Genomic DNA, 16,085 nt, shown 5'->3' with positions numbered 1-16,085 from the left:
ATGCGGAGAAAGTGGCCTTTTTTATTGTTGGCATTTACGTTGACTGTTGGATTGTCTGTACCTGGAACCCAGGAGGTTCGAGCGTCAGAGGGCGACTCACAGCCATCTATTGATCGTGCCGGTGAGAATCTGTCTCTTGGTACGGATGGCAGAAGCAGGCTCTATCCAAACGATTGGTATCCAGGATTTAAAGATGAACAGGGAAGGTTTCTGCATGACTTTTCTTATGCCGGTTATCGGCGTGGGGAGACAGAATTGCCTAAAACGCCAAAAAACAAACTTATCGACGTTACGAAAGCACCGTATTTTGCCGATCCTTCAGGGAGCCGTGATGCAACGCAGGCTATTCAAAAGGCAATTGATGCCGCTGTGACGTGGGGTGGAGGTGTCGTGTATCTTCCCAAGGGTACATATCAGGTTAACCCTCAGGACGGCAAGGATTACTCACTAAACATTCCTGCAAGTCGTATGGTCCTGAAAGGTGACGGGATGAACAAGACTCATATCTATAATGCAAAGCAAAATATGAAAAACAAGGATATTATCCGGATCGGTAACGGAGATTGGAAGAAAACCGGGATTTCTACGAAACTTCGCAAATCCGTTACCGATCCAACCGTCCTGCTGTCCGTTGAGGATACAAGCGGGTTTGCAGTGAATGATTACGTGGTCATTTCATTCGAAACGACGCCAGGATTCTTACGTGAGCTTGGCATGCAAAAAAAGTGGTCATCACGTCTTGGTAAAGTAGAACCGTTATTCTACCGCCAAATCGTGGGCGTAGATCCGGATAATAAAACGATTACATTAGACATTCCGACGCGTTATCCAATGAAGCTGCGCGATGATATTACGATTAGTCAGACTGCAGATCCAATTGTCGAAGTCGGTTTAGAGGATTTTTCGATCGCAAACATTCAAAATGTGAAGTCGGGGCTTGGTGAGGATGACTTCAAAGTCGTTGGGACTGCTGGATATGAAGCCGATAATGCCAAAGCGGTCAATGTGATTGCAGTGGCCAACAGCTGGATTCGAAATATTAACACTTATAAACCAGCTGGCAATACAGATTATCATCTGTTATCCAAGGGTATTATTCTGGATCGTACGAAGAACGTCACTGTGGATCATGTAACCATGCAGTACCCGCAGTATCGTGGAGCGAACGGGAACGGTTATTTATATCAATTTATAGGTAATGATAATCTCATTAAGAATAGTAAGGCTATAGGAGCTAGACATAGCTTCACATATGCCAACTTCTCTGCGAACGGAAATGTCCTGCAAGGTTCGTATTCTGAGAAACCTTCATTATTGACTGATTTTCATATGTATTTGAGCATGGCGAACCTGATCGACAACCTGGTAGTTAATGGGGACGGGATCTCTGCCATTACACGGGATTATGGATCATCAGAAACGAATCGTCATGGGGTGGTGACCACTGAAAGTGTCTTCTGGAATACGACCGGTCAGGCGGCACACCCTAGTAAATCCGGTGTTATTGTAGAATCAGAACAATTCGGGAATGGATATGTCATTGGAACAAAAGGAAAGGACACCGGCGTGAACGTCAACATTGTTGGTTCCATTCCGGATGCTGATACGCAGCCATTTGATATGGCGGAAGGCATTGGGGAGGGCGATCGTTTATCCCCGCAAAGTTTATATCAGGATCAGAGCAAGAAGCGAATCAAAGATATTCATCTGGGGCTTCAATCCCTGTTGGTGAATGGCGAAGTCATAGGGGGTATGCAGTTCTTAAGAACGGATTACGTTCACACTTTGCCTTATGGCACAACCGAAACGCCTATCATCTCTGCAAAACCTTTTGCGAAGGATGGGAAGGTTAAAATTAAACAGCCGCAAGGGACAAATGGAACTGGAGAGATCACTGTTTCATATCGGGACCACAAACAGAACGTGCGAGTGAAGTTTAAGGTAGCTGATACACCGGTACTTCCAGAGAACATCTCCATAAGTCCCAATAAAGCGGTACCCGGCTGGAGAGTCGCAGGTAATGCGATTAGCGCAGGAGGAAGCGGAGAATTATCTTCGTTTCTAACATTAGATAATGGGGAGATCGTAAACATTGCAGAATTGAACGTTCCTGTCACGTACACAACGAGTGATGATACGATCGGATATACGGAAGGAACTACATTCCATGCAATAAAAGCTGGAAATGTCGACATCATCGTGAGCTGCGTCTTTAATGGAGTAACGGTCGAGGCACGGGAGAAATTTGAAGTCAAGGAGCCTATGGCCGAGCCGGAAGGACCGTTCGCTGTCGTAACCAAGGTTATGGCAAGTGCAGATGATGGCAATCTGCCGATCCATACGATCGACCGCGATCCAGACTCCAGATGGTCTGCAGATGGAAAGGGACAGTACCTGCAGTTAGAGCTTGAGCAACAAACCCAAGTAGGGCAGGTGAGCATTCAATTCTATAATGGGCATACGCGATCCAATTATTTTGATTTGGAGATATCAACAGATGGTACTAATTACCAAAATGTATTAAGTAACGTCACCAGTCAAAAACAGGCTGCCTATGATACATTTGAATTTGAACCGGTTCAAGCCAAATTCATTCGTTATATTGGGCAAGGAAATGAATCCAACACCTGGAACAGCATAATTGAGTTTTGGGTGCACGGGGATTAAAAATGACGTAGGATCAGATTAAAAGAATTCGATTCAGATTTAGTATCGAATATAATATGTGCTCATTTTAAAACTAAAATGGGTGCATATTATATTGGGATAGATTGGATAGCTGAATTGTGAAGATGCGATATTAGATATGTTATTGTGATTTGTATACAGATCACATATTTATCCATATGAAATTGAAAATTTCTCGGGGGTTATAAATTTTAAAAGCTACATTTATCCATATGAATGGATCGAACAACGGTTTGATTGTAGTAATCAAAAAGAAGATGACAAAGTAGATGACAAAGTTAAAAAAGAAGTTAATACCCAGTATAGTGCACAGTCAGTGAGTTAATTAATCTAACTAGGTTATGAAACTTAAAATTATACAATACTGTTTCACAAAACTCGTATTTCTTTTAGTTTGTTATTATCATTGTTAAATCTTGATAATATAATGTTTTTATATGTTGTGACACATAATATTAACTGATATAAGTAGTGTGAATGACATACTCAAAACAATTGATAATTTAAAAAATCTAAAGAAATAGAGGATCAAATGAAAAGCAGATTACTTGATTATTACACGAATAAAGTAAGGGCACGTGTGCTTATTTATCAGAATATGTCGTTTCTATTCTGGAGTTATATGATCACATGTATTTTAACCGTGCCAATCTCAATTACTCTACTAATACTGTTATCAACAGAAAACTGGGCTTTGATTACGATTCCTTCTGCGACTGTGTTCTTTGTGTTCTTTGTTTATATACATAAACAGTTCAATAATAAGGCTCGGACTATACTCAATAGAGAATTTTCAGTTAAAACAGAAAAAGGCAAGTGGATTGACGGTTTTCATGAAGTCCAGGTTCACCTCATAACAGAATACCTAATAGAGCATAACCTCTATTCAAGATGGAAAATTGAACGTTTAATGGACTCATATAAGACAGACAATAGTAAAGACAAAATGCCGCCACTTATTGCACCAAGTATATTGATAGCTGTTCTTGCTCCTAACTTAAATTATATTCTGAAGTATATTTATGAGATGAATATCTATCAATCTACCGAGGAGCAGTTTGTTATATTCTTCGGTGTTTTAACTATATCCATATTTATAGTAACAGCTATAACATATTCAAAAAAACTCTTCGAAGAATTCACTGAAATTATTGTTTATAAGAAAGTAGGGCAGCGTAACAATCTGATTTCTATTTTGGACGATATTCTAATTACAATAGAAAGTTAGCAACAAATAGGGGGCATGATTATGCTTGAAATAACGGGTGATGAGATCGCTCAACTTAATGATTCTGATTTGAGATCCTTAATTGGCCTACTTTGTGAAGCTGACTTAGCATCAACACAAATCCAGACCGAAGGTATCGCCTGGAGAAGTAATCAAAATGCAAAAGATGGTGGAATGATGTACGCATTGAGGCAAATGCTTTATTAGCCAATGATGGTTTCATTCCTAGGTCACACACAGCATTACACAGCATTTCATGTGAAGAATCGTAATGCAAGAAGTGAATTGAAATAGAGTTCGTTCTGATAAACCAAATTAGAATGACTACAGGGACTGCCTATATCAATGAGAAGAGGCTTTTATACATGAGAAAGATAGAACCATTGACGTAGGACCAAGTATACATATATTTATCAAATAGATTGGAGAGGGCGAGTTAATGTCATTATTTTATAAACCAATTCATCAAATAAATCTTAAGGATTTTGAGTCTCTTATGGGGGAATCCCCGATAAAAGAGGGTCAGCAAATTGATTATAAGAGGGATATGATTCGTCCCGAACAATTATGCGAGGCAATAATATCGTTTGCGAATACCCAAGGCGGCGATCTGTTGATTGGAATTGATGAAAAAGCGGGTGTCCCAGTTAGTCTTATTGGGGTTGAGTGTCTTGATACCGACAAAGAAAAGCTAAGGTTGCTCGAAATTTTTCGCAATCGAATTGAGCCCAGGATCACGAACATCGATATTGAATTTATTGAAATTGAAGAATCAAAATATATTATCCTGATCCGCACACAAAGAAGCTGGCTTCGCCCGCATAGAGGATCGCATAATTCCAAGTTCTATGCCCGTCAATCGAATGGCAAGTACGAATTGAATGTGCAGCAGCTTCGCCATATGTTTTTGGGTAGTACAGAGTTTAACACAAAGTATGCAGATTTCCATGCCGAGCGGGCAGCTTATCATATTGAGAAATATGGCTATAAGCCATTCATACTGCTGCATTTTATTCCAGTATCGGCTTTTGAAAATCTCAATGTAGTTGATTTAACAGAAATATTTAATCAGGTTAGGTCAACTCCTATAGGCACTTCGAATGATAATAAAAGAATTAATTTCACCGGTGTTTATTCGGAATCAGAAGATAAATCGTGCAAATTTCAACTGTTTAGGAATGGGATAATTGAACATGCAACAATAAGAATAATTGAAGAGAAAAAGACTTCAGGTAAAAGACTTTACGACACTTTGAGGAAGACATTTGCGTATTCGCTACAGAATTATAGATCATTAGAAATAATGGAACCAGTTTATGCATTGCTCTCGTTTTACGGTGTCGAGGGGTTAACTGCTATGGACATTGATACTTACTTTACTGAACATGATGTAGTACCTTATGAATCAGACAAAATGATTTTTCCAGAAGTCCTTATTGAGGATGTAGAACATGTAAATCTCCCCGAATTACTCCGACCAATCATGGATGCATTTTGGAATGCCTACGGTTTCTCGAGGTATTCTCATGAGTTGAATTAATGCAATGCGTTAACACTTACCCAATTAGCAGAATGGGCAGATCATGTATAAAGTCGTAGGAGAAATTCTTCAACATTATGACCTGTTTAGAATCTATCACATCGGCACGATTGGCCTGATCGAAGTAATAGAGATCTTCAGACAGGCAAAAGACCAACGTTTACAACCCGATGTATTGAGAACGATATTCTGATGCATTTTTGTTCCTCACTAAAACGTGCATTGACGTCTCGCTTCATGATCAAATCGGCACAATTAAGGAAGGAAACACTATCACTTTAAAAGATATTCTCGGGATAGAGTACCTTGAAATGGTCTATACCTACTGTTTTCCTATCATTTTGGAGACCTTACTTTGAATGCTATTATTGCCGCACTCTCGGTTTTCTGTGCCCAATGCCTAGTCCAGATCCAATTTGCTCTTCTCTATTTTCATTTGTTTGATGTACCGGGCCGGTAGCCCTCGAGATGGGCTGCACGAAATACACTGTACCAATGGGTTAGAGTCACGGAAGAGGCCTTTCATTGGAACGGACAGTTGAAGCCTAAAACGGATGTGTGACGATTTTTTCCAGGTAGAGTTACACTAATTCTTGAAGAAGAAAGTTTTGAGTTTGATCATAAAGAAGGAGGTGCAATGATATGAACTCATATATTCTTGATAACTCCTTACTTGAGGAGTTTAAGCAAGCTATAAGCGATCATGATGATTTCCTGATTAATACTTACAGCAACTACAATGGCAAGAACCTTTGGAGCTTAATTTGCTCTGCGAAGGACTGGCTCTCCGTAAGTGTTAACGGCTTGCCGTACATCGAATTGACACATTCCCATGATGATGTCCGTTCACTGAACGTTCTACAGTTGATTACAACATACGATATTGTCCTTCAATCCATTGAACAGCTCCATCGTGTGTTTAATATGGAATACCCGCTCAAGAAGGACGATTCAGTATTTAATACGGCTGTTCCCGACGATGCGTATTTCGCACAGATCCGGGCATGCTTTGGTGCACATCCAGTCGACTTAAGAAGCGCTGATGGAACGAAAAGTACGAATAAGTACTTCGCTTCTTGGTCTAGCGATATTAGCAATTTAGGTGATAACGGAGATTATTCGGTTTATCTTTACAGTAACAATCCTGACGTTGTTCAACCTATTCGTTTCTCAATGAGTTTCGCCAAAATTCATGAGTATACAGTTAAACGATACTCCCTCTTATCGAGCATGATAAGCGAAATTGAAAAAAAGAATGATATCTTTACCGAGGAGCAGCGAAGGCAAAAGATTGGTAGTAGCTCCGATGTTGTCGAGCAGCTCCAAATTCTTTTGAAGGAGAACAGTACTCGAATTCGTGAGGGTGATGGATATCATTATGAGATCCAGACGCTGATCGAACTTTTTACTGCTCCGCAGGACTTCCCCAAGGAGGAACGTCAAGAAGTAGAGAAATATTTGAATTCACTACATGTATTGGTCGATGAGCTATACGAAGCGCTCCAGAGCATGACATATTGTGAAAATGGTATGACTCATGGACATCTACTACATTCAAAATCACCTAAGTTCAATAGACTACATTACGATCTAGAGAAAGTGTTCGAGTATTTGAACAATCCGTACTTCAGGGCTGATCGGGTCGACTATCACCTAAGACGTCTTATCAGTAAGGGGGTTCTACCGCCTTATATTAGTCGGCGGACGGACAAGCTCGACTTGCAACTCCTGCTTTTAGCTAGGCTCACTAGCAATGAAAAAAACATTAAATGATCATAAAAAATCATTTTCAATAAAAACTGAGAAGTTTGTTTAACCAGTATCAGATAGAACTTTCATTCTCTATGAACGACGAAGTTTCTAAAGAGGAACAGACTATACATTAACAAATGGGTAACTTAAAATGAAAGATTTATTCGAGCGAGAGCCGCGGAACTATTGTTTCAACAGTTCGTTTATACGTTCGAGAATATTGCAAGTTACTTCCGCAAAAGCAAACGAACTATATTTATAAGCTGTTTCACGGTGCTTTGTCCAGTTGGAGCAACTAACAACACAAATGAACGCATATGGTGAAAGTAGCGATAGAGTCGCTCACACATATTGATAATGTGGAACGAACTGTCCAGACATCGTGGGCTACATAACGTTAGAATAGAACTGTTGCAAGAACTGCTCGCGGTCAGGAAAACTACTCTGCTAACGGTCACATTGGTAGACCATGGTATCTCGCTGTCAAGTGGTGAAAGGCTGCGCTAATAGCAGTGTTGCAAGCCAAGCGAGAGAAACTCTAATGGCTACGTGGAGTTGCGCTGGACCGCCGCGATGTTCCTAATGAATTGCAAATTGTGACTGTGGCGAGGTCTTATTTAAAAAGAGATTGGTGGTCTAGTGGGTCGGCTTAAGGACGATCAGGAGATCTTCAGTCTTCAGAAATGACTTTAGTCATCGACTTCCATGTTAAAATCAATCTACACAAAGTAGATAGTAGTTTAATTTTAAGGCAGTATAATTCAGAGGTCATTAAAATACCAAATTAAATGGAGATGAAAGAATGCGTTGCATTGATATTGAAATGTTTCCAGCCTCTTACGGAGACAGTTTTCTTATTTCATGTAGAAATGGAGAAAAGGAAAAAACAAACCTTTTGATTGATACAGGCTTTATATCAACTTATGAAGAATGTATTCGGGATAGATTGTTATTTCTTAATGAAAGTGGCGAACGTTTAGCACTGCTCGTGATTACCCATATCGATGCTGATCACTTATCGGGAGCACTGAAGCTATTAGAGGAAAATGAACAAACCTCTAAAATCGTCCCTATTGATAAAGTTTGGCATAACAGCTTTAGACATCTTCAGTGGGAAAAGAGTTCTTCCTCGCAAGTACTAGGAATGAGAGAGAAAAAGCTCCTCGAAGAGGTTAAGGCACAAGGATATCCAAGCGAAGTTAAAAAAACAGAAAATAAAGAAAAACCAATTAGTGCAAAACAGGGTTCTTCGCTCGCTAGTTTGATACTTCAGGGGGGATACTCGTGGAACATTGATTTTGCCGGACAAGCAGTATGCGTCGAGAATCGAAGTGAAATTCATCTCAACAGCGATGTGATGATTACCTTACTTTCCCCTAGACTTAATCAACTGAAAGAACTAGAGAAATATTGGAAGAGAAAATTATATAAACTGGGATATAGGAAGGAGATCACTGATGACGCTTTTTTTGATGACGCATTCGAATTTCTTGTATCTAGGGAGAAAGCACAGGCTGTAGTCAATCAAGAAAAGGAAATCTCTTCGTCCCCAATAGATCTAGAGGAATTGTTGAGAACACCCTTCACGGAGGATACAAGAGCTACTAACGGAAGCTCAATCGCGTTTGTTTTACAATTTAAGGAGAAAAAAATTCTGTTTCTGGGCGATTCTCATCCTAGTATTATTGAGCAAGAACTTAAATCTCTGTATGGAGGAGAAATGATCTGGTTTGACGCAGTAAAAATCTCGCATCATGGGTCAAGTAGTAACACAAGTCCAGGTTTACTTAACCTCATTGATTCTGCAAACTTTTTCGTGTCAACAAATGGAGTAAAGTTCCATCACCCTGATTTAATTACACTTGCTAGGATCGTGTGCAGAGAGAGCAAAGAGAAGAGAAATTTGATCTTTAACTATGAAACCCCTGCCTCGAATTACATGGATGATGAACAGCGGAAACAAAAGTATAATTACGAAGTTCGGATTGCATCAGAAGGACAAATAATTGAAATTTAGGGTGGTTTTTGTATGGTACATTTCTCTCAGATTGAGAAAAAGATAGTACGTGTTTTATGTGATGCATGTAGTGAGCGTGGCACCGCGTTTCTAATCAGTGACCGTTGGCTGCTAACGGCTGAACATGTTATTGCAGGGCATGCCCACGACCCAAATGAAGGAGTCACAATAGAGATTCCATATTTGAATGATAAGGAATTCTCAGTGAAAGCCAAAGTTATTGATCTAGATGATACTTTGGACATTGCCCTCCTCGAATTACTCGAGCCTCTTGATGACGTACAGGGTTTGAAACTTGTTAGTGCTCCAATTCGTTACAATAGCCCTTGGGAAACTTTTGGTTATCCGAAGGCTAAATTGACTGCAGGGGAAAAGATTAGTGGGCTTGTAAATCGAGCTCGAATTCAGAATGAAGCATTAATTTGGGATCTGGATTTATCACCGAATGATGAAATCGGTTACGATGATGATGATGGTACCGAAGCTTTGTCTGGGTCTCCGGTCATTATTAATGGAGTTGTACAGGGTGTTGTTCTTAGACAGCTCGAAGGCTCTCTAGGTGCAATTAGTATCGGAAAAATAAGCGGGTTTCTAGAAATAAATGGAATTTCATATGAGATAGCCCCTGAATCGAATGAGCTTCCTGAAGGGTTGAGTGAAGTCGCAAAAGAAGCTCTTCTTAACCGTCCTGTATTTGAAGATTTGGAACAACATATTATTGAAGCTCAACACGGTTTTTTATTGATGAAAGGGAGCCCTGGCTCTGGGAAAACCACATTTAACGCAACTTATATTCCTGAGTCAGAGGAAATTGATATTTGTGGAAAGTACTTCGTTAGAAATGATTTGGGTAATACCCCAGTTTCATATCGGGCGTCTGAATTTACTTTTGCAGAATGGTTAGATGCGAACATACATCGTATTCTCTACAATACTGTACCGGAAAAGAGAGATCGGCTTTTACATGAATGGATTGCCCATCTCAGCGACGGACTGCATAAATTATCCGCGCACTACGTGAAAAAAAATCAGATTGGTGTTTTCTTAATTGATGGAGTTGATGATGTTCACCAACTGGGCAAGACCACAGAATTTTTTAGTTTAATACCAGAAAGGTTACCTGAAAATATCGTGGTGATTATTTCCTGTCAAACAGAAGAAGTCCTTCCTCCCCACCTTCAGGTACAGTGTTCACCAAATAGAGTAATCAAAGTAGTACCATTTGAAATAAAGCAGTGTAGAGACTACATTTTAACTAGAACAGTTGGACTGGAACTTCCCTTCGCATTAGTTGATTCCATTTCTGAGAAGTCCGAAGGCCATCCACTTTATTTACGTTACTTGGTTGAATATGTGAAGCAGTTAGATGATGTCAATAAAATTGAAAGTTGGATCCGAGATGTGCCTGTATTTGATGGCGAGATAGGGAATTACTACGAATCAATCTGGCAAACAGTTAGAAAACATCAACATGAAATTTGGATTTTGGCTACTGTTTCAAGATTGCGCAGCGGTATTGATAGAGCATCATTGGAGCTAATGCTCCCTGTCGAAGCTAGGTTCGACTTCTTTACTGTATTTCCTAAAGTACAACATCTATTGGTTAACGATGAAACCATTTCTATGTACCATTCTTCTTTCGCTATGTACATTAATGAAAGAACAATTGAGATACAAGAACGAGTTCATAGAGCCATTTCGCAATTCTGTATTGATCATCCTGAGTGTTCATATGCAGTAAAAAACATTCTTTTTCACATGTTAAACGCTGACGAAGAGATGAGAAAAGAGAGTGTGTTTTACTGTAATCAGGAGTGGGCGGATAGGTGCGCTACAGTACATGTAGAACCAGATATTATATTAGAAGATTTAAAACAAGTCTTGAATGCTGCTATTACTGGCGGGAATATTAGCACAGTTATTAGTATTCTACTCTTATCTCAACGTATCAGCTTTAGATATAATGATATTTTTGCCAGATATGCGGCTGAACTGGCTAGTACCTTAATTGCAATGGGTAGGCCAAAGGATGCTATTCGTTATATTATCCGTGAATCGGTTCTAATTGTCTCAGGCGTGAATGCAATCTTTTTTTTACACCGACTAAATGAAGCTGGAGCAATAGACGAAGCTGAGCAACTTTTTAGAGCAATTCGTTTGAAATTTGTAAACGAACTGGAACGGGGATCAGTACCAAATATAACCATAATCACGTACTATGCTGCATTGACTATAAAGTCTGAAATGACTTCCCAAAACCCAGTGTATGAATTCTCCAATCACATTCAGCGTCTCATTGTACTCTTAAAACAGAGCGAATCTGTTGACGAGGATTCAAGGCTAATCGAAGATATCGTTGCCTTTAATAGGGCATATTTGCTTTGGAAAAGAGGCATGTACATCTCAATCCAGCATTATGAACAGGAGACCGCTTTTGGACATGGAATTTCAACTTTATTATGTAAAATGCTTATTCATTTGGAGGGATTTCAGGCATGGGGAGATTCCTCGGTGGAGAACTCTCAATATATCGAATTTATCCAAGATATTAAATATGTAATAAAGCAATACGGTATTGACGAGGATGACAGATATTTAATACTTACTGCATTAACTGATGTGGATTTCGAGGTGGATATCGTTGCCCAGTTGATTGATGAGCAAATGGATCTAAAGGAGACTAAATTTTCAATACGGGAATCTAATGGAGTTGATTTTGATTACGAGTCGATTACAAATTATTTAGATGCATGGAGGTACAAAGGATTTATAGACGAAGGGGATAACTATCCATCGATATTGAACTATGGTACTTCTAATTGGGAGCTATATTTTGAAGAACTCGTTTCGCTTGTTGGCTATGTTTTGGGAAAAGCGTGGAAAGGTAAATCTGCTAAACAGGATGATTCGATCAATAACGTGGCAACGGTGGTAGAGCAATATTTGTTGCCTAAGTTAATTGTTTCTCTTAAGGAGAGAGTAAAATGGGATCGAAGTTATGCTTTGCCAGAAGAATTTTACCCGTTTGTATTCAATGAAATTGCCTCCTTTTATATAAAATATTGTGTTGATAAATTACCTCAATTTGTTGAGGTCATTGAGTCCCACTCCTTAGATCAACTAGGTTTATATACCGAAGGTTTCCGTCAGGCAATGTACTCAATTATAAAAGAAATGATTAAAAGTAAAAAGTATGTCAAAAGTACATTTAGGTTGTTAAAAATGTTGGAAGACCACATTATTCTTGGGGTGCAAAATCGTTGGGATAGATCAAAGGATTTACTTCAGATAGCAGAAATTTATGCAAGAATAGGAAGTGAACCTCGTTCCAAAGCAGCATTCCAGCACATGTTGGATACTTCAATGGGACCTACATGGTATAAGGAAGATCAACTCACACTTCTAGAAACGGGCATCACCTATTTACAAAGTTCGGGTGAAATGTCGAACCACTTAAAAGAAATTGCTGGACATTACGATTTTGCATCCGGAGAAATTACGTTTCAACGTTATGTTCGTCAAGTCAAAGAAGCTTTTATCGGAAACTTATGTACTATGGGGAGAGTCACACAAGCAGTCGAATACTTTAAAAATTCTGTCCTTCCTTTACCCGAAAAGGTTCTTCAATTGACGGAAGAAGACCAAATTGATACTCCAGAGACTGGGAAAGGATATATTTTCGGCGCTGGAGGGCTGGATGAACAAAGTTGTATTTTAGAAATTCTCGAAAATGCTCCAAATGTGAAAGGTTTATTGAAGTGGGCATTCTGTGAATTGTACATGATCGGGGATGATCGTTATTTTGATCGGTACACAAAAATTATGGCAGATTTGCTAAATGAACGGGAAACAATCGGTTCTGATGAACTTCCGGTACTCTATCGTCGATTGCTTAGAATTATGATATCTGATATGTCACCTGATAATCGAAAGAGACTGTTATCGTATTTGAAGAGAGATTTGTCAGATAGTAATTACAATCATCTAATTTCCTTACTCCAAAAAGCTGGTATGCGTTTGGAAGCAGATGAGGGTGACTCTGATTGGACTCGTAGAGCAACACAAGATATAGATATTTCAGACAAAGCTTATGCTGATGACGAGAATGATGGATTATATCTTCCTGGTACATTCGGAAGAAGAAGTTCACTGACAGAACTTGATAAGCAAATGCTGTTAGCTAAGGATCAACTTGATATAGAGAATTTTGATCTAGCAAAGCAACATTTTATCGAGGGGTTGAAAAAAGTTCAGTTCGGAGGGTGGGATATATGGACAAGCAGATCAGGAGCAGAAGTTGTTGAAGCTTTTGAGATGCTATCTGGCTTAAGTTCGACCGAAGAGTTTGTTAAATCACTATGTAGTTTGATTTTGGACGAAATTCATGCTAGTGATTGGGTGATTGTAAATAAACTTATTACTTCTATCGGGGAAAAATTGGATAGCTCTGATGCTAGTTCAGTATTTCATTCTGTACTAGAGCACATTCGTTTCATGTTAAGAACCCCGGATGCTTACATTGAGAAATATGAATGGTTCGAACAAGAATCTCAGGATGTATCCAACAACGTACTGTTGACAGATTTATTCATTTGGTTGTTCAACCATCCTAAAAGCACTATTGAATATCGTGCACCAGAGATAATGAAGGGGCTTGTAAGAACAGATCCAAGCTTCTTTGTACCAATGCTTATCAATAAAAGTTTATCTAATGACACTAGCCTCTCTCCTGAAATCTGCGCTGGTATTTTGCACAGCTTAGCGATAGAGGACGCTAGTTTGGTTTGGGAATATCTTCAGATAAAAGAGAATCAAGAACGCATCGTCGAACTTGATCATTTCATGGTCAAACATACTTTTATGGAAATCGTCAAACTTGCTGGGAAGAATACTACTAATGCGAATGATTTTTATACAATATTATCGGAGAGTTTCCTAAATGAAATCCCAAAGAGACTATTTGATTTCAACAAAGGAGTAGAAACGCCATACTGGTTAAGTCATTTTCATGAAATTCTCGAACCTTTGGAACAAATAGGAGTACTTGTTAAGAACGATTATCAAGAATTAACGCAGTACGTATCAGAAATGTGCCTTCCTCTCAGTGTTGAAGATTTCATGAGAGCCGATATTTATGTAACAAGAAGTTATAGGTCTAATCAGGAATTTGAACGACTTGAAATGGTTGTTCGGAAAGGAATAAACAAGCTACTGTCTAAGAAAGTGGGTAAAGAACAGTTGACTCGGGTGGCTAATCATTTGCGTATATACAATCCACACTTTCCTAACGAAGGAGTACGACTAACGAGTAAACCAAGTCTAATTTCGTCAGTCAATGACTTAATCTCAGGCAAAGGGGATCATGCAGAGAATTGTACGCATGAGGGTGCCTATGATTACCTGCATTATTTAGAGACAGTATTTTGTCTAGAAGAAGGTCGATTTAAACTGATAGAGATTATTGGTTTCCTTGTAGGGCAAGATGCTTTCCAAAGTCCTTTCAATCTGGATGATGTGTACCAGTCCTTTTTTTCGAATGAACAGCCTAATTTTCAAAACACACCCACTACTGATTCCCATATTTATGGCCCCGCAGTATATAAAGTTGAGCCGAAAACTAAGTTGTCTGGTGGTAGTATGACCCCGGCATTTCTTCATCCTTACTTAGTGGAGGTTTTAGGTGAAATTAGGGAACAAGATGTAATTAGAGAAAGTTGGTTGGAAGGTAGAGATTGGGATGTCGATCGGATTGGGATGCCTCTTAGGGAAGGATGCCGTTTACTCGTATCAAAAGAAGCGGTAAAGCAATTAAGTTTAACACCTTGGAGATTGGTGTGGCTTGTAAAATATGATTTCAATAGATCATTTATCATTGACCGTGATTTCAAAATGATTTACTCTTTTGACTAGGAGGGAATTCCAATGAACTTTGAACAAATGGAAACACCCAGAAATAGACGGGAATTCGAGAGAAATTTTTTCATAGCTGCAGAACTTCTTCGGAACGATAAAATGCGTTTTACGCCTAATGTTGATAAATCGATTGATGGGCTTCGAAAGGTAAGGCTGCTACCGAATAATCGTATTGACTTTTTAAGTGTCGATGAGGTAGCTCGGCTTCATGTAAATATGATGGCAAACATGAGTCAGTGGGAATTGTAGCTACATCACTTTAAGCCTGACTATTGAATAGTCAGGCTTTCGGCTTTGTCGGTTATCTCTCCCAGCAATATCGATAAACCCGCAGGTATGATAGTTTATAAAAGCACCTATTGGAGGTGCTTTTTCTTTTGCTCTCATACGTCAATAAGAGCCGATTTAGGCCCATTTTAGTAAGTAAAGTAGACTTAGCCTTACATGTCGAGGGATAAGAATATAGTCCGATTGCCGATTAGATGTGTGCCTGTTTTCATAAGTTCAACAAAGTCGCGAATTTTATACATAACAATCATCACAATTTTCAGTCTATATAATATACTTGAAATATAAAATATATCTATCTTTTATCATATAACAAGTAGAAACCATTAGAGTTAAGCCACCATGAAGACTTTACTTTAAATTGAGGCTTTATAATTCATAGTTTACCAATAAACGATCATCAAGCCTGAACCCTTCAAATCAATTAAATTTGGGTTACTTCAGTTTGTTTTTCGGAATAATGATGATGAAGAGAAAGGTGATAAGATGGTGGCTAAAGGATCGATACAAGAAATGAAAGATTTGGCTATAAAGAGAGAAGGGTTATGCTTATCCATTGAATATACCAATAGTAATACGAAACTTAAGTGGAGATGTAATTGTGGTTATGTATGGAAAGCGACCCCGAATAATATTAAAAGAGGAAAATGGTGTCCATC

General features: G+C 38.9%; 9 protein-coding genes and 1 pseudogene. All 10 read left to right on the top strand.

All coding sequences use genetic code 11. From position 1 onward, the window contains the following. A complete protein-coding gene (locus QNO02_RS16635; RefSeq protein ID WP_289389386.1) occupies positions 1–2,667 on the top strand; it encodes a discoidin domain-containing protein in 2,667 nt (888 codons plus the stop codon). Between the two features lie 553 nt (positions 2,668–3,220). Continuing rightward, on the top strand, positions 3,221–3,916 hold the full coding sequence (locus tag QNO02_RS16630; protein ID WP_289389385.1) for a hypothetical protein: 696 nt from the start codon (positions 3,221–3,223) through the stop codon (positions 3,914–3,916). Between the two features lie 21 nt (positions 3,917–3,937). Next, the gene (locus QNO02_RS16625; RefSeq protein ID WP_289389383.1) at positions 3,938–4,123 is read left to right on the top strand and encodes a hypothetical protein; all 186 of its coding nucleotides are present in this window, start codon (positions 3,938–3,940) and stop codon (positions 4,121–4,123) included. A gap of 232 nt (positions 4,124–4,355) precedes the next feature. Beyond that, positions 4,356–5,456, top strand: a complete 1,101-nt coding sequence (locus QNO02_RS16620) for an AlbA family DNA-binding domain-containing protein (RefSeq protein WP_289389382.1) — start codon at positions 4,356–4,358, stop codon at positions 5,454–5,456. A gap of 43 nt (positions 5,457–5,499) precedes the next feature. Next, positions 5,500–5,649 carry a hypothetical protein gene (locus QNO02_RS30410; RefSeq protein WP_502921832.1) on the top strand — a complete coding sequence of 50 codons (150 nt, stop codon included), beginning with the start codon at positions 5,500–5,502 and terminating at the stop codon, positions 5,647–5,649. A gap of 449 nt (positions 5,650–6,098) precedes the next feature. Next, positions 6,099–7,229: a hypothetical protein gene (locus tag QNO02_RS16610; RefSeq protein WP_289389381.1), complete on the top strand. Its 1,131-nt coding sequence runs from the start codon at positions 6,099–6,101 to the stop codon at positions 7,227–7,229. A 781-nt stretch (positions 7,230–8,010) separates the two neighbouring features. Then, the gene (gene avs1a / locus QNO02_RS16605) at positions 8,011–9,225 is read left to right on the top strand and encodes an AVAST type 1 anti-phage system MBL fold metallo-hydrolase Avs1a (protein ID WP_289389380.1); all 1,215 of its coding nucleotides are present in this window, start codon (positions 8,011–8,013) and stop codon (positions 9,223–9,225) included. 12 nt (positions 9,226–9,237) lie between these two features. Continuing rightward, positions 9,238–15,135: a trypsin-like serine protease gene (locus tag QNO02_RS16600; protein WP_289389379.1), complete on the top strand. Its 5,898-nt coding sequence runs from the start codon at positions 9,238–9,240 to the stop codon at positions 15,133–15,135. A 12-nt stretch (positions 15,136–15,147) separates the two neighbouring features. Beyond that, entirely contained in the window at positions 15,148–15,387 is a 240-nt protein-coding gene (avs1c, locus tag QNO02_RS16595) for an AVAST type 1 anti-phage system protein Avs1c (protein ID WP_289389378.1), read from the top strand. A gap of 525 nt (positions 15,388–15,912) precedes the next feature. Next, positions 15,913–16,080 (top strand): annotated as a pseudogene (locus QNO02_RS30405) (hypothetical protein); the annotation flags it as partial. Between the last annotated feature and the right edge of the window lie 5 nt (positions 16,081–16,085).

Origin of the sequence: Paenibacillus sp. PK1-4R (genome assembly GCF_030369595.1) — a bacterium.
Taxonomy (GTDB): domain Bacteria; phylum Bacillota; class Bacilli; order Paenibacillales; family Paenibacillaceae; genus Paenibacillus.
The sequence above is the reverse complement of the archived record's forward strand: the minus strand, read 5'-3'. Positions and strand labels throughout refer to the sequence as shown.

What these genes read in the sequence shown, in the direction of transcription:
- QNO02_RS16610 (WP_289389381.1), top strand. Translation starts at nt 6,099, where the DNA reads ATGAACTCATATATTCTTGATAACTCCTTACTTGAGGAGTTTAAGCAA.
- QNO02_RS16630 (WP_289389385.1), top strand. Translation starts at nt 3,221, where the DNA reads ATGAAAAGCAGATTACTTGATTATTACACGAATAAAGTAAGGGCACGT.
- QNO02_RS30410 (WP_502921832.1), top strand. Translation starts at nt 5,500, where the DNA reads ATGTATAAAGTCGTAGGAGAAATTCTTCAACATTATGACCTGTTTAGA.
- QNO02_RS16625 (WP_289389383.1), top strand. Translation starts at nt 3,938, where the DNA reads ATGCTTGAAATAACGGGTGATGAGATCGCTCAACTTAATGATTCTGAT.
- avs1c (WP_289389378.1), top strand. Translation starts at nt 15,148, where the DNA reads ATGAACTTTGAACAAATGGAAACACCCAGAAATAGACGGGAATTCGAG.
- QNO02_RS16620 (WP_289389382.1), top strand. Translation starts at nt 4,356, where the DNA reads ATGTCATTATTTTATAAACCAATTCATCAAATAAATCTTAAGGATTTT.
- QNO02_RS16600 (WP_289389379.1), top strand. Translation starts at nt 9,238, where the DNA reads ATGGTACATTTCTCTCAGATTGAGAAAAAGATAGTACGTGTTTTATGT.
- QNO02_RS16635 (WP_289389386.1), top strand. Translation starts at nt 1, where the DNA reads ATGCGGAGAAAGTGGCCTTTTTTATTGTTGGCATTTACGTTGACTGTT.
- avs1a (WP_289389380.1), top strand. Translation starts at nt 8,011, where the DNA reads ATGCGTTGCATTGATATTGAAATGTTTCCAGCCTCTTACGGAGACAGT.